The organism is Mycobacterium sp. WUMAC-067 (assembly GCF_020217485.1).
GTDB lineage: Bacteria > Actinomycetota > Actinomycetes > Mycobacteriales > Mycobacteriaceae > Mycobacterium.
In genome coordinates this window covers 99,622-117,740 of sequence record NZ_JAEKMI010000015.1, presented here as the reverse complement: position 1 = coordinate 117,740, position 18,119 = coordinate 99,622, and the positions used below count along the sequence as shown (strand labels likewise).

15 protein-coding genes and 1 pseudogene are annotated in these 18,119 nt (G+C 62.3%); 6 read left to right on the top strand and 10 right to left on the bottom strand.

Annotated features, from left to right (window positions below; translation table 11 throughout):
- Positions 1 to 56 precede the first annotated feature (56 nt).
- The 4 genes from JF781_RS13300 to gmd form a co-directional block, all read right to left on the bottom strand.
- Positions 57 to 842: a glycosyltransferase family 2 protein gene (locus tag JF781_RS13300; protein WP_304621370.1), complete on the bottom strand. Its 786-nt coding sequence runs from the start codon at positions 840 to 842 to the stop codon at positions 57 to 59.
- A gap of 106 nt (positions 843 to 948) precedes the next feature.
- Positions 949 to 1,680: an FkbM family methyltransferase gene (locus tag JF781_RS13295; protein ID WP_225327573.1), complete on the bottom strand. Its 732-nt coding sequence runs from the start codon at positions 1,678 to 1,680 to the stop codon at positions 949 to 951.
- Positions 1,681 to 1,760: 80 nt separating this feature from the next.
- A complete protein-coding gene (locus tag JF781_RS13290) occupies positions 1,761 to 2,777 on the bottom strand; it encodes a GDP-L-fucose synthase (protein WP_304621369.1) in 1,017 nt (338 codons plus the stop codon).
- A complete protein-coding gene (gmd, locus tag JF781_RS13285; RefSeq protein ID WP_225327572.1) occupies positions 2,731 to 3,753 on the bottom strand; it encodes a GDP-mannose 4,6-dehydratase in 1,023 nt (340 codons plus the stop codon). Before gmd ends, JF781_RS13290 begins: the two co-directional genes overlap by 47 nt.
- A 685-nt stretch (positions 3,754 to 4,438) precedes the next feature.
- Between gmd and JF781_RS13280 the strand changes: the two genes are divergently transcribed.
- From JF781_RS13280 to JF781_RS13255, 6 genes are all read left to right on the top strand, one after another.
- A complete protein-coding gene (locus JF781_RS13280) occupies positions 4,439 to 5,293 on the top strand; it encodes a glycosyltransferase family 2 protein (RefSeq protein WP_225327571.1) in 855 nt (284 codons plus the stop codon).
- A gap of 481 nt (positions 5,294 to 5,774) precedes the next feature.
- Positions 5,775 to 6,494 carry an FkbM family methyltransferase gene (locus JF781_RS13275; RefSeq protein WP_304621372.1) on the top strand — a complete coding sequence of 240 codons (720 nt, stop codon included), beginning with the start codon at positions 5,775 to 5,777 and terminating at the stop codon, positions 6,492 to 6,494.
- A gap of 756 nt (positions 6,495 to 7,250) precedes the next feature.
- Positions 7,251 to 8,327 (top strand): glycosyltransferase, encoded by a 1,077-nt coding sequence (locus JF781_RS13270; RefSeq protein ID WP_225327570.1) that lies wholly within the window; start codon positions 7,251 to 7,253, stop codon positions 8,325 to 8,327.
- A 2-nt stretch (positions 8,328 to 8,329) separates the two neighbouring features.
- Positions 8,330 to 9,379, top strand: a complete 1,050-nt coding sequence (locus tag JF781_RS13265) for a polysaccharide pyruvyl transferase family protein (protein ID WP_225327569.1) — start codon at positions 8,330 to 8,332, stop codon at positions 9,377 to 9,379.
- 17 nt (positions 9,380 to 9,396) lie between these two features.
- Positions 9,397 to 10,053 (top strand): O-methyltransferase, encoded by a 657-nt coding sequence (locus tag JF781_RS13260; protein ID WP_225327568.1) that lies wholly within the window; start codon positions 9,397 to 9,399, stop codon positions 10,051 to 10,053.
- A gap of 108 nt (positions 10,054 to 10,161) precedes the next feature.
- Complete coding sequence (locus JF781_RS13255) at positions 10,162 to 11,418, top strand: glycosyltransferase (RefSeq protein ID WP_225327567.1); 1,257 nt, start codon at positions 10,162 to 10,164, stop codon at positions 11,416 to 11,418.
- A gap of 7 nt (positions 11,419 to 11,425) precedes the next feature.
- On the opposite strand, the pseudogene JF781_RS13250 reads toward JF781_RS13255, so the two are convergent.
- From JF781_RS13250 to JF781_RS13225, 6 genes and pseudogenes are all read right to left on the bottom strand, one after another.
- Positions 11,426 to 12,207 (bottom strand): annotated as a pseudogene (locus JF781_RS13250) (SDR family NAD(P)-dependent oxidoreductase).
- Between the two features lie 96 nt (positions 12,208 to 12,303).
- Complete coding sequence (locus JF781_RS13245) at positions 12,304 to 13,107, bottom strand: class I SAM-dependent methyltransferase (RefSeq protein ID WP_255641816.1); 804 nt, start codon at positions 13,105 to 13,107, stop codon at positions 12,304 to 12,306.
- A 115-nt stretch (positions 13,108 to 13,222) separates the two neighbouring features.
- Positions 13,223 to 14,029, bottom strand: a complete 807-nt coding sequence (locus tag JF781_RS13240) for a TylF/MycF/NovP-related O-methyltransferase (RefSeq protein WP_225327565.1) — start codon at positions 14,027 to 14,029, stop codon at positions 13,223 to 13,225.
- Positions 14,030 to 14,126: 97 nt separating this feature from the next.
- Positions 14,127 to 15,413, bottom strand: a complete 1,287-nt coding sequence (locus JF781_RS13235) for a glycosyltransferase (protein WP_225327564.1) — start codon at positions 15,411 to 15,413, stop codon at positions 14,127 to 14,129.
- A gap of 409 nt (positions 15,414 to 15,822) precedes the next feature.
- Complete coding sequence (locus tag JF781_RS13230; RefSeq protein WP_225327563.1) at positions 15,823 to 17,091, bottom strand: glycosyltransferase; 1,269 nt, start codon at positions 17,089 to 17,091, stop codon at positions 15,823 to 15,825.
- A gap of 92 nt (positions 17,092 to 17,183) precedes the next feature.
- Entirely contained in the window at positions 17,184 to 17,990 is an 807-nt protein-coding gene (locus JF781_RS13225) for a TylF/MycF/NovP-related O-methyltransferase (protein ID WP_225327601.1), read from the bottom strand.
- Positions 17,991 to 18,119 lie beyond the last annotated feature (129 nt).

Here is an 18,119-nt window from a genome sequence, read left to right as displayed (position 1 = left end):
TTCGGGCACACAATCGCCGCTCCCCGACGAACGAGCGGGATGGCAACGAGCCTGCGCTAGTGCTGTATCCGCGCCTTCGATGCGGCTCTGGACCTGATCAGCAAGGCGCGTAACGCCAGTCGACGGTTCTCTTTCTTCCGGAAGAACGCCAGCATCCGGCCACAAGTCTCCCAGGCGGCCACCCAAAAATACATTGGCAGCCGCTTTCTGAACTCCCTATCGGTGCTCTGCCTCATACTGAGTCCGGTCATGTCGTTGTACTCGGCTATGACGATGTCCATGTACCGGGTCACGAGCGCCGGGTTGGAGAAGCAGCGGATGTTGAAATCCCAATCAGCCCAGACCGGATAGCGCAAGTTATAGGGACCGATGCCGTCAAAGAGCTTGCGGCGGTAGAAGATTGACTGATGGCACAGGTTCGTCTCAAACAGCAGGCGATCGAGGTCGAAGACGCCGGCATGGCGGGCTCCGGTTGAGCGCATGACGACATCGCCATAGACCAGGTCGCTGGGCTCATGGCTCCGAATGTAGGCGGCCACCAGCCCCAGTGTGGCCGGCTCAAGCAGAGTGTCGTCGGATCCGAGGAAGAGGACCCATGCCCCGGTCGCCATCGCGACGCCACGGTTCATGGCGTCGTAGGGACCCTGGTCCGGTCCACTGTGGATGACCAGACGTTCGCCGAGTCCGGCGCCAAAACTGTTCGCGATCCCGAGGGTTCCATCTGTGGAAGCGCCATCGACGAGTACCAGCTCGTAGTCGATATACGTCTGACGCATGATGCTTTCGATGCAGGCGTGCAGAGTCGCGGCCGAGTTGAACGTGGGGACGATGATCGAAAACATTGGCGCAGTCATAACGCTACTTCACGGCTTTCCACTTGGCGTCGGTCCGGACCATAGACACTTCATCTGGATCCGATTCAAACAGCAGAATAAATACATCGTCCGATCAATTCTTCTCACGCAAGAATACGCCGTCTGCTTGCAGCATCCGGCCGTCCCGTGGATCGATGAAACACGGCAGCAATCCGGTTAGCGTAAAGCCCATCGAATATGCCCACTCGAGCGCTTCCGGGATCAGCATGCTCCCTTCATACAGGGGCAGGAACGAGAGTTCGAGTTGCAAGCCCACACAACTGTTGGCGAGCGTCGATTCACTACCGGCAAGCACTTGCCTCTCAAAACCTTGGACGTCGATCTTGAGGAAAGTTACATCCGTTGGCCGCAGAATTTCTGGCGCCACGCGGTCAAGCCGATACACTTCCACGTCTTCGACGCCGACGTAATTCGCTGGGGGGAAGGCATCCTGGTGGCTTTTCAGCATTGGCAACACGGAACTACTCTGCGCGGCATTGCCTGCGATATTTACCGACACAGTACCGTCGACGTCCCCCAGTGCGTACCTCCGGCAATCCCAAAGCGGATCCTTCGACGCCCTTCTTTCCAACACCGCAAATGGCTGTGAGAGCGGCTCAAACGAGACCATTCGACCTTTGTAGCCCGCTTTGCGGAGGCCAGCAGCGTATTGCCCCGTGTTTGAGCCTATGTCAAAAACTACACTTACATTAAGTGATTCAAGCTGTTTGACGAATTTGCGTTTCCAATTGCGCTCAGAGAAGTAGCGTAACAGCTCAGAAGGAGCGGCGCGCGCGATCAATCGAACCTGATCCAGCAATTGCATCGCATCACACTAACATGCGAATGCTCGAGGAGAATGCCCCTCGGGGAACTGACGATACAGATATACGTCTCGTACGCGCTCTATTGTCGCGCCGCAGCTGCGTTGGCCCGATACCACGCTACCGTCGTCTCGATGCCCTCGCGCAGGGCGATCTTGGGCCGCCAGCCCACGTCCCATAACACTGAGATATCCAGCAGCTTGCGTGGTGTTCCGTCCGGTTTCCTTGGGTCCCAGTCCGTTTCTCCGGTAAAGCCAACCGCGGCAACCACCATCTCGGCGATCTCGCTGATGCTGTGATCGACACCGGTGCCCACGTTGACGTGTTCCGGGCCGTCGAAGTGTTCGAGAAGGTATAGGCACGCATTAGCTAAGTCGTCGACATGCAACAACTCTCGCCTTGGGGTTCCGGTGCCCCAGTTCGTCACCCTCCGAGCTCCGCTCGCCTTCGCCTCCTCGTACCTACGGATCAGAGCTGGGAGCAGGTGTGAACCTGAAGGGGAGAAGTTGTCACCGGGTCCATACAGGTTGGTTGGCATCGCCGAAATCCACGCTAGGCCGTGTTGGCGCCGAACCGCCTGCACCTGAAGGATTCCCGCGATCTTCGCAATTGCGTAGGCGTCGTTTGTCGGCTCTAGCGGGCCGGTGAGCAGCGCGCTCTCCCGGATGGGCTGCGGAGCGAGTTTTGGGTAGATGCACGAGGATCCGAGGAACAGCAACCGAGGCACCCTCGCGGCGACTGCAGCATCAAGCAGGTTGACCTGGATCTGCAGGTTCTCGGACAAGAAATCGGCGGGATAAGTGTTGTTCGCCATGATGCCGCCGACCCTGGCCGCGGCATCGATGACGATCTGCGGTCTTGACTCGAGGACGAAGTCAAAAGTCGCGGCCCGGTCCATCAAGTCGAGTTCATTGTGTGACCGCACAAGAAGATTCGTGAATCCTTCGGCCTCAAACCGACGCACCAAAGCGGACCCCACCAGACCGCGGTGCCCCGCTATGTATACCGGTGATCCGCGGTCAAGGACGCCGACTGACGAGTTCATATTGTGATCATGCCCAACCCGCGAGGGCCGGTTTGTCGATCCATGGCCTTCCATCGCACTCCAAAGCGGCGATGTCGGCGTCCACCATGATTCGCGCCAGATCGCCACTGTGCACGGAAGCCTTCCATCCGAGCGATTGGGCGGCCTTGGTGGCATCGCCGATCAGCGAATCCACTTCCGTGGGCCGCAGATAACGGTCGTCGAATTTCACATACTTCTGCCAGTCGAGGCCGGCGTGGTCGAAGGCGGTCTGAGCGAACTCGCGAACAGTATAACCGCGTCCCGTCGCCAGGACGAAATCCTGGGGGTCAGGGGCCTGCAGCATCCGCCACATGCCCTCGACATACTCAGGTGCATACCCCCAGTCTCGAACGGCATCGAGATTACCGAGATAGACGTCCGACTGTTCACCGGCGTTGATCCGTGCAACTGCTCGCGTGATCTTTCGGGTCACGAATGTCTCACCGCGCCTGGGTGATTCGTGATTGAACAAGATGCCGTTCACCGCGAACAGGCCGTACGCCTCCCGGTAGTTGCGGGTCGCCCAGTAAGAGAAGACTTTTGCCGCGCCGTATGGCGAACGCGGATAAAACGGTGTTTGCTCGTTCTGCGGTGGTGGCGAAGCCCCGAACATCTCCGACGAGGATGCCTGGTAAAAGCGGCAGTCGATTCGGGACAAGCGAACGGCTTCGAGCAGCCGGATCGATCCCATCCCTGTGGTATCACCGGTGTGCACTGGCTCGTCAAAGCTGACCCGAACGTGTGATTGCGCAGCCAGGTTGTACACCTCGTCGGGGTCGATGGTGCTGAGCAGGGTCACCAAGCGGGTTCCATCGGTGAGGTCGCCGTAGTGCAAGGTTAGGCGTGCGCCCGGTTGGTGCGGGTCGACGTAAAGGTGGTCTATCCGTGCCGTGTTGAACGTCGAAGCTCGCCGGATGAGCCCGTGAACCTCGTATCCCTTGCACAGCAGCAACTCTGCGAGGTAGGACCCGTCTTGTCCGGTAATTCCGGTTATGAGCGCTCGCTTCACTAGATTCCCGATTCTGCAACGTTGTCACCGAAGATGGTCCCATCATCGGAGCCGTCTCGCTCCTAGTTGCGCAATTCAGCGGTACATGGCGTGTTGCCGCTTAATGCTAGTTGCACAGGGAGCCAAGCGGCCTAACTGGGAACTTCGCCAGCTGGACGAGTCCGTTCTGATCCGGCGAGCGCCGCACCACAACATTCTGCGGACGCCGAGGCCCTGAGTATGCCATGGCTGGCTTCCATCTCGCCAAAGGGAGCCTCAAGGCCGCGAAGAAGCTAGCGCGAAGTTGGGCACCAGCACGTGACTCGATTCTGGCGTCGGCGGATGCCCAAAACGGTTGGTCGTGAAAGATCCGGTCATCAAGCCGGCCAATGCGATCCACAGCCGGACGTTTAACGGAACTGTCGGCAATTTTTGGGACCGGCTGCGGGACGGCAATGAGATTCCACCACGCAGAAGTTGGGTGACCGACGGCCGATTCGGCTGCGCGGGCAGGAGGGTCTGTCGAGGAGCGGTGACTGGTTGAAGCCTGGTTCTTCAGCACTCAAGCCGTCAGCTCGGTACCCGAACGTAGGTTATATAAATGCGCGAAACCAAAAGCCGATGGTTGACCACTGCAGTGTATTCCGGAATGTATAGTCGATCCTCGGGACTGCCGTCGGCGACACTCACACAGGGAGGGAAGTCTGTGGCCTCTGTTCCGACCGTTTCGGTGATCACCATTTCGTTGAACGACCTCCACGGGTTGAGGCGCACGGTGGACAGTGTGCGGGCACAGCGTTACGCGGGACACATCGAGCACATCGTGATCGACGGCGGGTCGGGCGTTGAAGTCGTGGAGTATCTATCCAGCTGTACGCCGAGTTTCGCGCATTGGCAGTCCGAACCGGACGGCGGGCGTTACGACGCAATGAACCGCGGTATTGCCCATGCGACAGGTGACCTGCTGTGGTTTATGAACTCCGGTGATCGCTTCTCCGATCCAGATGCGATCGCCGAAGTCGTCGAGGCAATCTCGGACCTTGGGCCGATGCGTGACATATGGGGCTACGGTCTTGTTTATCTAGACAGTCTCGGGCGCCTCCAGGGCCCGATGCCCTTCAACCTGCGAAAGTTCCTTTCTGGCTTCTACACCGTCCCACATCAAGCGGCGTTCTTCGGGGCGGCGCTAGTGAACAAGTTGGGTGGCTACGACCTCGACGTCGGCCTACTCGCCGACCAGGAATTCATTCTCCGATCCGCCTTGCTTCAAGAGCCAATCACGATCCGCCGGTTGGTATGCCGCTTTGATACCAGCGGAGCCGGGTCAGCAATCACATCGCGTGAGGCCTTTGGTCACTTGAGACGTTTTTGGGAGTTGCATGATCGCTATCCGTTTGGGCGGCGCACATCGCTCGCATACTTGCGGTTTTGCGAGCTTGTCATACCGCCAATGCAGAACCTGTTAGTGCAATTGTTGAAGCCGCCATCAAGGCAAAGTAAGAGCCCAAGCGATCTCGTCGTTTACGGTCGAAAGAACCGCAGTTCTAGGTCACCAAGATAGCGCCGCATGGTCGGAATGAAGCGGTGGTGCTGAAGCGTTCCTGGCAAAGGATTCGGGGCCTGCATATAAGAAAGCGAACTGGCGGCCGCTTGGGTGTACTGTTGTACCCGTCCGGACAAGTACTGCAGCGCCACTCGGTCGGTCATGTTCCGGCTGGCGCGTGGTTCGACGTCTGGGTGATCTGATCGGAGGCGCGTGGACAAACCAGTTTCCGCAGAGATACTCGCAGATATCCATGTTTACGTACCTGGCGCGGGGCTGCCCGTCACGGACTCAGGGGTGTCCGCACCAATCCATTCGACGAAAACCGGCCGGGAAGCGGTTGATCGGGAGAGGATAGCCGCCGAGTGGCTTGAGAATGCCGTTGCCGTTGCAGACAAGCGGGGGGCGAATCTCTAGTGCAGCACGAGCGGGACCTGAGACTAGGGGTATACGGGTGGGCGAATCGCGGTTGTACATAAATCTGTCTATCAATCGCCGGATGTTGCCTGGTGCGTTGTCGCCGTGGCATTGGCGTGGTCTGAAGATTTGGTTCAATCGCCACTCGGCTATCCGCCGCCACGTCCGGATTAAGGGTGCATTTGAGGAGCCAGAGATCGATCTTGCAGCTGCGTTGTATTTCGCGCTGTACCCGGAGCGCTGCATCGTCGATGTCGGCGCCAACGTCGGCCTGCACAGTATGGCCTGGTCGCGGTTCGCTCCGGTAGTGGCGCTCGAACCGGCGCCCGGCGTGTACGAGCGGCTATCTGCCAATATCGCCGCCAACGGGCTGCAGGACCGTGTGCGCACCTTGCGAAGCGCTGCGGCCGACAGCGTCGGCGAGGTTGAGTTCTTCATCGCCAAAGAGAATGAGTTCAGTTCGATGAAAGACACTGGACGCAAACGGATCAAGCGCCGTGTCCGCGTGCCCTGCACGACGCTGGACTCCCTACAGTTGCCTCCGGTCGGTTTATTGAAGATCGATGTTGAGGGATTTGAGCACACAGTTATTGCCGGCGCGGATGCTCTGTTGCGCCGCGATCGTCCCGTCTTGTTCGTGGAAATTTATGGTGGCCGCGCGTCCAACCCGGACCCAGAGAAGACTGTCCAAAGCATCCTCTCGTATGGCTATAGGGCGTATGCCTACGCTCCTGACGCGGGGCTACTTCCTTACGAGCGGCACCGTGACGACCGTCAAAACTATTTCTTCGTCCCAGCATGAGAACCTACGGGTGTTAGTGGGGCAAACCCGGTACGCGTAGTGACCCTGTGATACTTGGACGCGGTCAGCTGACCGAGCGGTTGCATAAGGCGCGGTTACGTTCTCGCCGTATTTTCCGTCAGGTAGCCGCTATTGGCGTCGATTGTGGCGTCCTCAACCGAGCTTGCTGGCCAGAGACTTGATCGTCCCGCACTCAACACTTCACGTTTGCATCGTGGCCTCCGACGACCGCAGCGCACGCTGGTGAAGCTCCGACGAATAATGACGGGCGTAAGTTCCCATCCTCCAACGTTGAGCGCCGGCGGCCGAAAACGATACACGCCAAGACGAATTTTGCCCATGCGGGGGTTTAGGTGTCGTGGCGAAGAGCGTCGAGTCTTTCCTGGATCGATCTCCCGGGTGACCTCGCTGGTTGCGGTCACGCCGTAAGGACGCCGATAGGTGGGCCTTTTGACTCAAAGGATAAGCCGCTGCAGCCAACGGCGAAAGCCCAGTCTTCACGACCGTGCCTGGGTGTCCCTCCGCGAGAGCGGCTGCGCATTCCTTGCGCTCAGCGCCCCGCCCGACGAGCGCCCCAAATACGCCAGCGACTATATTGACCGAAGGGTCAGTATCTGTATTTAGCGGTACCTCGGGGCTTGTACGGCCCGCACATGCTGCAGGGAAACCTGTCGTCGCAGGTTGCCCCGCCCGAGGTCAGCGACCGGGTATTTCGGCCGTGCCGCTGTATATCCGCCGGCAGAAAAGAGGTGCACGATGAGTGCAGGACGAGCATCAAACTCACCCCAGACCCGCCCCAAAGTCAGCGTGGTCTCGACCACCCACAACCAGGAAGCTTACGTGCGAGACGCGTTGGACGGCTTTGTCGCCCAGCAAACAGACTTCCTAATTGAGGTGGTCGTGGCCGACGACGCCTCGACCGATGCCACGCCTAGGATAATCCAGGAATACGCCGAACGACATCCGCACTTGTTCCGACCCATCCTGCGGTCCAAGAACGTCGGCCTCAACGCGAACCTCACCGGCGCCCTGTCCGCCGCGCGTGGTGAATACATCGCGCTGTGCGAGGGCGACGACTACTGGACCGACCCGTCGAAGCTGAGCAAACAGGTGCAGCTGTTGGACGCCGAACCCCACACGGCCGTGTGTTTCCACCCGGTGCAGGTGGTCTGGACCAACGAACGCGCAGAGGACGAGAAACTCGTCCACACCGTGTACCGCAAGCTCGAAGAGATCTTCCTTCCGAAGTTTCCGCCGCCCTTTCGGGCCGGCGACCTCAGCTTCGAGACCTTGATCTCGCGGAACTTCATCCAGACCAACTCGGTGATGTACCGCCGCCTCCCCCGCTACGACGACATCCCCGCCGACGTCATGCCCCTGGATTGGTACCTGCACGTCCGCCATGCCGCCGAAGGCGGTATCGCCATGCTGCCCGATACCATGGCCATGTATCGCCGCCACCCGCGCGGCATGTGGTACAAGTCCATCACCGATCCCGCCACCTTCTGGCGCACGCAGGGCCCCGCGCACGCGGCGACATTGGACGCCATGCTCGACGTCGTCTGCGGCGACCCCGTGCACGAGTCGATCGTTGCCAAAAACGCCAACTGGGTGCTCAGCGCGATCGCCAAGCAGGTCCCAGATCCTGAGGGCCAGGAACTCCTGGTGCAAACCACGGCCGAGTACCCGCGCATCGCGACGCTGGCACTGCAGAATCGCTGGACCAAAACACTCGGTGGGCGTGTGAAGGGGTTGCGGCGCAAGCTCACTCGCAACACCGGTGCCCCGACGAACGGTGCTGGATGCCGTGTCGACGAACAACTGAGCGCCTGAGGATGGGTGTCACCGGCGACGCCACCGTCGCGTACCTGGGCTGGCATGGGCTGGGCAACCTTGGCGACGACGCGATCTACGACGCGGTTCGGGGCCAGTTGCGGGGCGCAACCTTTCTTGATCTGCCGCGCCTTCCTCACCAACTGATCTATGCAACCGTCACGGCGGCAATGGGTTTGAACCGATCGCTGCGGCGCAGCAGCCAAGTCGTGGGTGGCGGAACGCTCGTCGGGCGCAGCCAGTGGCGGCTCTTGGTCAACCGAGGGTTGGCGCTCACCAAAGACAACGCAAGCTATGCGATCGGCGTCGGCGTGGAAGATCCGGCGTTCGGCGGACGCAATAGCGGCTCGGGCAGGGGCGAACTGACGCGTTGGGCGCCGATACTCTCCAAGTTCCGTACCGTGTCCGTCCGGGGGCCGCGCAGCGCCGAGCTCCTATCCGACATCGGGTTGGACGTCGAGGTATCCGGCGACCCGGCGCTGCTTCTCCCCCGGCCCGCCGTAACCCCCGAAGACGGCGTGATCGGAGTGAATCTCGGCTTCGGCGACGATCTTTGGGGACACGACCCGACGCAGTTGGCGGACGAGATAGCCGGCGCCGTCAAGCAACTGTCCTCCCATGGCTACCGCTTCGTCGGGATATTGATGAATCCGGAAGACAGACGCTGGACGGAAATGGCGCTGGGGGACATTCCGGAAGCGGAGATGGTGCTGCCGGCCAACCCCGATGCGGCGGCGCGGGAACTGGCCCGCTGTTCCGTCGCGATCGTCACCCGCCTGCATGCGAGCGTCCTGGCTTCGCTGTCGGACACGCCGGTCGTTTCGCTTGAGTACCAACCGAAATGCCGGGACTTCGCGCTTGCGATCGACGACGAACGGTCACTGGTTCGCACCGACGAGGTGAGCAGCGGCGCCGTCGTCGACCGGGTGTTCGACGCGATCGGGAACGCGTCCAGCATCCGGAGCAGGAAGCACACCGCCGTCGCACGCCTGAAACGGCGCCTCGATGGCGAATACGCGGATCTGGCACGCGAGTTGGGTCTCGCCTCGTGATACCGCTGCGAAAAGGGTTGGAGCTGAGGTGGATCAAGCGCGGCGGGCGCATCGCCGGCCTTCCCCGCCGCTTGCCGCCGGCGGCGCGCAAGACCGAGATCGAATCGTCCGCACGCGCAACCGAGAAGCTCGGCGCCCTGCCCCTGGCCGAGGCCTATGGGCAGCCCGGTGCGACCCGGAAGCCCAAACAGGTCCGGGCCGCGTCGTGGCAGGGCGACCTGTACGCCTACCTGGTGGGCCGGCACGACCCCGCGATCGTCGTGGAGTTCGGATCGGCGTTCGGGGTATCCGGCATGTACCTGTCCTCGGCGCTTCGGCGGGGCTGGATGTATTCGTTCGAGATCAACCCCTCCTGGGCCGACATCGCCGAACGAAACATCAACTCCGTCACCGATCGCTACACCCTGACGCGGGGTGCCTTCGAAGACCACGTCGGCGCCATCCCCGACCCGATCGATCTGGCCTTGGTGGACGGGATCCACACCCGAGACTTCGTGACCCGGCAATGGCAGATCTTGAAGCCCCGGATGGCCCCGGGTGGCTGCGTGCTGTTCGATGACATCGACTTCAACCGCGGGATGGGCGAAGCCTGGCGGGATATCTGCGCCGATCCTCGGGTGGTCGGTGCCGTCGAGGTGTCCAAACGGTTGGGCCTTGTCGAATTGGCGTCCTAAGCCCTGCCCCGCGCACATTGGCGATCCCATGACGGCCAGAGCATAGAACGGGCAATAATGGCCTCGACGTTGCCAACAGGTGGGACGACTCGGAAGGCAGGATGTGTCGTGAAGTTTGCCCTGGCGAGTTACGGAACTCGCGGCGACATCGAGCCTTCCGCCGCCGTGGGCCGCGAACTGGTTCGCCGAGGGCACGACGTACGACTGGCCGTCCCCCCGGAACTGGTTGCCTTCGTCGAATCGACCGGGCTGGCCGCGGTTCCCTACGGCCCCAAGGTGCAGGAGTTCCTCGACGAGGAATTCCTGCGGAACATGTGGGCGGACTTCTTCCGCAATCCCATCAGGCAGCTGCCCAAAGTTTGGGACCCGATCATCAAGTACTGGTCGGACGTGAGCACGACGCTGAAGTCGCTCGCGGACGGGGCCGACTTGCTCACCACCGGCCTGAATTTCGAGCAGGCCGCCGCCAATGTGGCTGAGTACTACGACATTCCGTTGGCCTCGTTGCATCACTTCCCCATGCGCGCCAACGGCCGCCTGGTGCCCAGCATGCCGGCCCCTTTGGTCCGCTCGACGATGACGGTGATCGAGTGGCTGTTTTGGCGCTCGACGATGAAGGTCGACAACGCGCAGCGGCGAGAACTCGGGCTGCCCAAGGCGACACATCGTTCGCAGCGACGAATCGCCGACCACGGTTGGCTGGAAATCCAAACCTACGACGACGTGTTTTTTCCCGGTCTGGCCGCCGAATGGGCGAAATGGGATAGCCGCCGTCCGTTCGTCGGCGCACTCACCATGGAGTTGGCGACCGACGCCGACGACGATGTCGCCTCGTGGATCGCCTCGGGAACACCACCCATCTGCTTCGGGTCCGGGAGCATACCGGTCGAATCCCCCACCGCCACCGTCGAAATGATCGGTGCGGCCTGCGCACAGCTGGGCGAGCGGGCGCTCATTTGCTTCGGCGGCACAGATTTCAGCGACGTGCCGCATTTCGACCACGTCAAAGTCGTCGGCCCGGTCAACTACTCGTCCATCTTCCCCGCCTGCCGTGCCGTCGTCCATCACGGCGGTTCGGGCACCACGGCCGCGAGCCTGCGCGCGGGAATCCCCACCTTGGCCCTGTGGAGTTCGGCCGATCAGCCGTATTGGGCGGCCCAGATCAAACGCTTGAAAGTAGGTGCCGCCCGACGCTTTTCGGCCACCACCCCACGCTCGCTGGTGGCGGACCTGCGTACCATCCTCGCCCCGGACTACGCGACCAGAGCCCGGGAACTCTCCGCCCGGATGAGCAAGCCCGCCGAGAGCATCGGGACCACCGCCGACCTCTTGGAGGAGGCCGTCCGCCGGAAAGTGGTTGGCTGAGGCCGCCTTATCGCCGCCCGGCGGGGGTAGAATTTATCCGACTGGCGACCGCCTTGAGCGAATCGGGCAGGAAACACGCAGGGCCACACCCACGGTCTTGGTGGTCAGAGATCCGCCGACGACCTTGCGGTCGCCGCGCATCATCGCCTCGAAACCCTGCCTGGCAACCTCGGCCGGGTCATCCTTCGGCTTTTGCCCCGCACGCGTCTCGTCCATACCCGCGCGGTTGAAGAAGTTGGTCTCGATGGTGCCGGGCAGCAGGGAGGTGATAGTGATTCCGGTATCACGCAATTCGTCCTGCAAGGCCCCGGCGAAGGACTGAACGAACGACTTGGAGGCGTGATAAACCGCCTCGAAAGGCCCGGGCGCCATCGACGCCAGCGACGACGTGAGCAGCACCCTCCCCGCGCCGCTCCGGGTCATGTTGCGCAGCACCAGCTTGGCCAGGTGCACGGTCGAGCGCACGTTGAGGTCGATGATGGACATATCGTGCGCCAGGTCGCCCTCGACGAAGCTTCCCCCGCCGCCGATGCCGGCGTTCAGCGCGGCCGCATCGATCGGACGATCACCCTCTGTGGCCTGCTGATAGAGCTTTTCGACGCCTTCCGGGGTGCGTAGGTCAACCTGTACCGGCCGGACATCGACGCCCCACCGGGATAGCGTGGTGGACGCTGGGTAAATGCCGTCGTTTTCAGCCGCCACCACCAGGTCATATCCCCGCTCGGCAAACAGCTCCGCTAGCTCGAGACCAATTCCACTGGACGCGCCGGTGATCAATGCTAATGCCATAGCAGAGGCCTACCCGTGTGAATGAACGTGAAACCAGATCGCGCGGGCAACTCGAGGTTCGGCGCGCTAAAACCCTTGGGAGAAGGCCTGGTTCGCCTAGCGTGCAGGCTTGATGAGCAGGCCCTGGCCCGTGGGCAATGTGCAGATTTTCACACCCAGCTCGCCGGCAACCTCGTCCATGGCGGCGCGCTGCTCGTCGCGTCCCCGGTTGGCGTAGTCATCCAGCAGCACGAACGCACCCGGGGTGAGCCGCGGCCAAAAGAACCGGAGCGCAGCGACTTCGGGGGGAGCGCAGTTCATGTCGATGTGCAGATACGCCACCGACGGCGCATCGACCTGCTCCAGTGTCTCGGGAACCGCGCCGACGATGATGCGCTGGTTTTTCCATTGCGCGAAATTGGCGCGGACGCTGTCAACGCCGTTCACGTACATCCCGTTGCGCAGATGCCCTTTGCTGGTCTCCAGCGCCCCGGCCCGCCGTTCGTTCTCGGTGACGAACCGCGGATCGAGACCGGCGAAGGTGTCAAGCAAATAGAACGTCTTGCCCAGCCGATCCCAGTCGAGGTACTCCATGATGGCGCTGCTCAAGAACCCGTAACTGACGCCGCACTCGACGAAATCGCCCTCGAGCTTGCTGGCGCTGGCCGCCGCCCACAGCCCCACGTGCACGCGCCATTGCCACTGGTACCAATCCTCGTTGCCCAGGGAGCGGGCGCCACGCTGGTAAGCGCGCTGGAATTCGGGATCATCCAGAAATGCGTGAAAGTTGTTGAACGTGATCAACGCGTCGTTGGCGTAGACGTCGGGCAACAGTGTGCGCGCGAGCCAGTATTCGGTGCGCACCCACCACATCCGCAGGCGGGTGCCGGTTGTCAGCCCAGTTGCCACGGCGGCAACCATAGCATCGGCGCGTACCGCGTCCGGGGGGAACGGAAGCGGTTCATCATGATCGTGTTTCGCCTACCCTGCACCAGAGGGCAAACCATCTCGTACACCTAATGTTTCAGCGTTCTCTTCAGGACTTACGCCACAGCACGCCGGTGCCGTCGATCTCGACGATCTCGTCGGTTATCCCATGCTTGGCGCGGTAGTCCGTCACGGCCTGCGCGCACGCCTTGATCGCGTGGTAGTCGTCGACGATACAAAAGCCTCCGGGCGCCAGCCGCGGGTAGAGCGCGTCGAGCGCCTGAATCGTCGACTCGTAAAGGTCGCCGTCGAGCCGGAGCACGGAAATGCGGTCGATCGGGGCGTCCTGCAGGGTGTCCTTGAACCAACCCGGAAGAAAACGCACCTGGTCATCCAGCAACCCGTAGCGCTCGAAATTCGCCTTGACGTGCTCTTGGGGCACCCCCAGGATGCGCGCGTGGCGATGCAGCCTGATCCCTTTATCCGCTTTGTAATTGACGGTGTCGGGGGGCGGGACTCCGGCAAACGAATCGCACAACCATACGGTGCGCTTCTCGTCGCCGTATGCCGCCAACACGGCACGCATCAAGATGGAAGCGCCGCCGCGCCACACGCCGCACTCGACCAGATCGCCGGGCACGTCCTCTTGCAGGACCGTCTCCACGCAGTGCTGCAGACTGGTGAGCCGCTGCATCCCGATCATCGTCAAGGCATCGGCCGGCCAGTCCAGGCCCAAGTCGCGCGCCTGTTTGTTGAACGGCCGTTTGCGCACCAGCAGCAGGTTGCGCGTACTGAACAGGGGGCGCCCCAGGCGGTACAGCCCCACCGGCACCAGCTCGTCGCTGCCGTATCTGGTGAGGTCGCGCCGGAGCAGATCGAGGTATGCGAACCGCGTGTCGTGATCAGTCACGGCCAAAACTACCCCCAACTCCGCGTGCCAGTAATACCGGTAGAGAGCCTAGACGTCCCTCGATGCCATCAATGCGTTTCGCAGTGTATCCGTCACCGTCTGCTCAGCGACTTCGCTCTGTCGATACCCCGGGAACACAGCGCCCCGAACGAGCGAATTCTTCCAGCAGATCGACGGCGCGCCCTGCGCTCTCGGCGGGTTTGGTCATCCGGGTCGCCAGTTCACGGGCGCGGGTGGCGTACTCCGGGGCAAGGATCGTCCGCAGATCGGCAATCAGAGTTTCGGGGGTGGAGCTCGAGAACCGTCGGGATGTGCCGACCTTCAGGTGTTTGACGCGCGACCCCCACATCGGCTGGTCGCCTGCCGTCCAGAGGATCAGCGAGGGGATCCCCGCGCGCAGGCCGGCGGCCGTGGTGCCCGAGCCACCGTGATGAACGACCGCGCGACAGGCGGGAAAGATTTTCGTGTAGTTGACCACGCCGACGACCTTGACGTGATCCAGGTGGGGAACGTCGCTGAAGTCGCTCCAGCCGGAGCAGATCAACGCCCGCTCCCCCAGCTCCGCGCAGGCGGCGCCGATCATTCTCACCGTGTCGGCGGGCGACTCGGCGACCGGCATGCTGCCGAAGCCGAAGCAGATCGGAGGGGTGCCCTGGGCGATCCACCCCAACACCTCGTCGTCGCATTCGGTCGTCAGTTCCATGGTCAGCGAGCCCACAAACGGCCGCTGACCACCCCACTTCGCCCATTCGTGGGCCAGTCCGGGGAAGCAAACGTCGTCGTAGGCCTGGATTTCCAGCGACCCCCGCTCGGCGATCCGCCGCGGCGAGGCCACCGTTGCGGTGGGGAGGCCGAGCTCGCGCCGCTGACGATCCTCGGCCTTCTTGTTCATCCGCCAGCACATCCAGTCGTACACGGCCATTCCGGTGCGGACCATGGGCCCGGGCACCCCCGGAACAACCTGGCCGTTGGGCCGCATCGGGATGTAGTGCAATGTGGCCATCGGGATGCCGTAATAGTCGGCGACGTTGATCGCCAAATCCTGGTAGAGCTGCCCGGTGAACAGCAAATCGGCTCCGGCGCCCACCGACATCAGCGCCGAGCTCATTTCCTGCCAGTTCTTCAGTACCGGTTCCCAGGCTTCCCGTATCAACTTGACCGGGCCCCGGAGGAAATTCTTGAAGAAGTCGCGGATGAACTCGTCGCTCCAAAAGTCATGCATATCCGGCCCGTACGGGATCGCCGGGACACCGGCCTCCTCGGCCAGATCGACAAGATTGGGCGGCACGGCCATGCGTACCGAGTGGCCTCTGCGTATCAGCTCACGACCGATGGTGAGGCAAGGCTCGATATCGCCACGCGTCCCATAGCTTGCCACAGCAAATTTCATCGCGACTGTTACCTTAATCAATCTCCGACGGCACGGGCAACTTTGACTGCGGCGTTTCCGCTCGGTAATCTGCGGCCCGCCATTGGTCCCGTGGTTTCGTCAGAGGCATTTGGTTGTCGTTGTTTCGCAATGGATTTGAGGGCCCGCGCCCGAGCGGGATAGTACGCGCACCGGCGAGCCGAGTGCGACGAAGCCAACCTCATCGCCCTAGCCCCCCGGTAGTCGAGATGACGACCCTTGGGCAGGTATGGCCGACCCCCGGGCGTCGTCGCCTGTTCTCACGTCAGTGTGCCAGACGATCCACATCGTGTCTTGAAAAGCGAGAAGTCGTACCGGTTGCCTGCGTACGCCGAAAGGCCACCGGATTTGGCCGTTTCCCCAGTACAACTGCCATGAGCCGGCCGGACGATCAGGCGCGACTCCGCGAGCTGACGAACTGCTCCACGACGTCGGCGGCCTTGATGACACTGTCCGCCGGCTTGGTCATCCGGGCGGCGATCTCGCGAGCGCGCCGGGCGTAATCCGGGGCGAGGATCCGGCTCAGATCCCCCACTAGTGATTTGCGATCGGTGGCCGAAAATCGCCGTGTGGTACCAACTTTCAGCCGTTTGAGCTGAGCGCCCCAGATGGTCTGGTTGGCGTCCATCGACAGGATCAGCGTGGGGACCCCGGCGCGCAGGCTGGCCGCGGTGGTTCCCGAGCCGCCGTGATGAACGACCGCGCGGCAGGCGGGAAAGATCGTCGCATAGTTCACCGGGCCCACCACCTTGACGTGATCGGGAAGGGGGACGCCGCTGAAGTCGCTCCTGCCGGCGCAGAGCAACGCCCGCTCGCCCAGCTGCGTGCAGGCGGAGCTGATCATGTCGACGGTGTCGGCCGGAGATTCGACCGGCATGCTGCCGAATCCGAAGCAGATCGGCGGTGTCCCCGCGTGGATCCAGGACATCACGTCGTCGTCGGCCTCGGTGGTCAGCTCCATCGTCAGCGTGCCGACAAAGGGTCGCAGGCCGTCCCATTTCGCCCATTCGTCGGCCAGCCCGGGAAAACAGGCCTCGTCGTAGGCCTGGATTTCCAGCGATCCGCGGTCGGCGATCCGCCGCGGTGACGGCGCTGTCGCCTTCGGCAGCCCGAGTTCCCGGCGCTGGGTGTCCTCGACCTTTTTGTTCAGGCGCCAGCAGTACCAGTCGAACGCCGTCATTGCCGAGCGGGCCAGCGGCGGCGGCAGCATCGAAACGACCTGGCCGTTGGGCCGCATGGGGACGTGATGCAGCGTGGCCAGCGGAAGGTCGTAATACTCCGCGACGTTGGCGGCGGTCTCCTGGTAACTCTGCCCGGCGAACAGCAGGTCGGCGCCGTCCGCCAGCGACATCAGCGTGGTGTTCATCTGCGCCCAGCACTGGTCACTGAGATCCCACATCTCGCGCCACATGCCGCGCATCTCCTGGATCTTCCAGAATCCGCGGAAGAACGAGGTCCAGAAGTTGCGGTAGACGTCCAGCCAGGCCTGCGATTCCAGCCCGTAAGGGACCGCGGTCAGACCCGCCGCTTCGGTGAAGCTCACCGAGTCGGGCGGGACGGCCATGACCATGTCATGCCCTCTGCGCTGCAGTTCACGGGCGACAACCACGGAAGGCTCGATATCGCCGCGCGTTCCATAGCTGGCGAGCACACATTTCATCGCGGATCAAAGCCCTTCGGTTGCGCCATCACGGTGATGCACCGATCACTTTAAATAGCGCCGAATCCCCACTGGACCGGTTTGCGCGATCGTCACGGCTTGCGCCACAGCACGCCGGTGCCGTCGATTTCCTCGATCTCTGCGGTGACGCCGTGAGCCGTGCGGTAATCCGCTACGGCCTGCCGACATGCGTCGATGGCGTGGTAATCGTCGATGATGCAATACCCGCCCGACGAGAGTCGCGGGTAGAGGGCATCGAGGGCCTGGATCGTCGATTCATAAAGGTCACCATCGAGCCGCAGGACGGAAATGCGGTCGATCGGCGCACCCTGCAGCGTGTCCTTGAACCACCCCGGAACGAAACGAACGCGGTCATCGAGCAGCCCGTAGTGTTCGAAATTGGCCCTGACCTGCGCTTCGGATACCGCGAGCACCCCGGCGGCGCGATGCAAATTGATGCCTTTGTCCGCTTCGTAGTGCGCGGCGTCCGGTGGCGGCACCCCTTCGAATGAATCGCATAGCCACACGGATCGCTTCTCGTCCCCGTAGGCGGACAACACGGCGCGCATCAGAATCGACGCCCCACCACGCCACACCCCGCACTCGACCAGGTCACCGGGGACGTCTTCCGTCAGAACCGTCTCCACGCAGCGCTGCAGGCTGGTCAACCGCTGCATGCCGATCATCGTCAGTGCGTCGGCCGGCCAATCCAGGCCCAACTTCCGCGCGTGCTCGTTGAACGGACGCTTGCGGACCAGCATCAGGCTGCGGGTGCTGAAGAGACGGCGCCCCAGACGGTCCCAGCCCACCGGCACCAACTCGTCGCTGCCGTACCGGGTGAGGTTACGTCGCAGCAGGTCAAGATACGCGGATCGGGTATCGAGGAACGGAGACCGCATGTCACGATCGGTCACGGTCAAGGCTGCCCCCTGGTTCAAATGAAAGACTGGCGGTGAGTGATCCGTCCCTGCCCCTACCGGGGAGTAGCAACCATCATAGGCGTAAAAAAGCACTGCTTCGGCTACCGC

What these genes read in the sequence shown, in the direction of transcription:
- JF781_RS13235 (WP_225327564.1), bottom strand. Translation starts at nt 15,413, where the DNA reads ATGAAATTTGCTGTGGCAAGCTATGGGACGCGTGGCGATATCGAGCCT.
- JF781_RS13245 (WP_255641816.1), bottom strand. Translation starts at nt 13,107, where the DNA reads ATGGTTGCCGCCGTGGCAACTGGGCTGACAACCGGCACCCGCCTGCGG.
- JF781_RS13225 (WP_225327601.1), bottom strand. Translation starts at nt 17,990, where the DNA reads ATGCGGTCTCCGTTCCTCGATACCCGATCCGCGTATCTTGACCTGCTG.
- JF781_RS13290 (WP_304621369.1), bottom strand. Translation starts at nt 2,777, where the DNA reads ATGGAAGGCCATGGATCGACAAACCGGCCCTCGCGGGTTGGGCATGAT.
- JF781_RS13270 (WP_225327570.1), top strand. Translation starts at nt 7,251, where the DNA reads ATGAGTGCAGGACGAGCATCAAACTCACCCCAGACCCGCCCCAAAGTC.
- JF781_RS13265 (WP_225327569.1), top strand. Translation starts at nt 8,330, where the DNA reads ATGGGTGTCACCGGCGACGCCACCGTCGCGTACCTGGGCTGGCATGGG.
- JF781_RS13300 (WP_304621370.1), bottom strand. Translation starts at nt 842, where the DNA reads ATGTTTTCGATCATCGTCCCCACGTTCAACTCGGCCGCGACTCTGCAC.
- JF781_RS13275 (WP_304621372.1), top strand. Translation starts at nt 5,775, where the DNA reads ATGTTGCCTGGTGCGTTGTCGCCGTGGCATTGGCGTGGTCTGAAGATT.
- JF781_RS13295 (WP_225327573.1), bottom strand. Translation starts at nt 1,680, where the DNA reads ATGCAATTGCTGGATCAGGTTCGATTGATCGCGCGCGCCGCTCCTTCT.
- JF781_RS13230 (WP_225327563.1), bottom strand. Translation starts at nt 17,091, where the DNA reads ATGAAATGTGTGCTCGCCAGCTATGGAACGCGCGGCGATATCGAGCCT.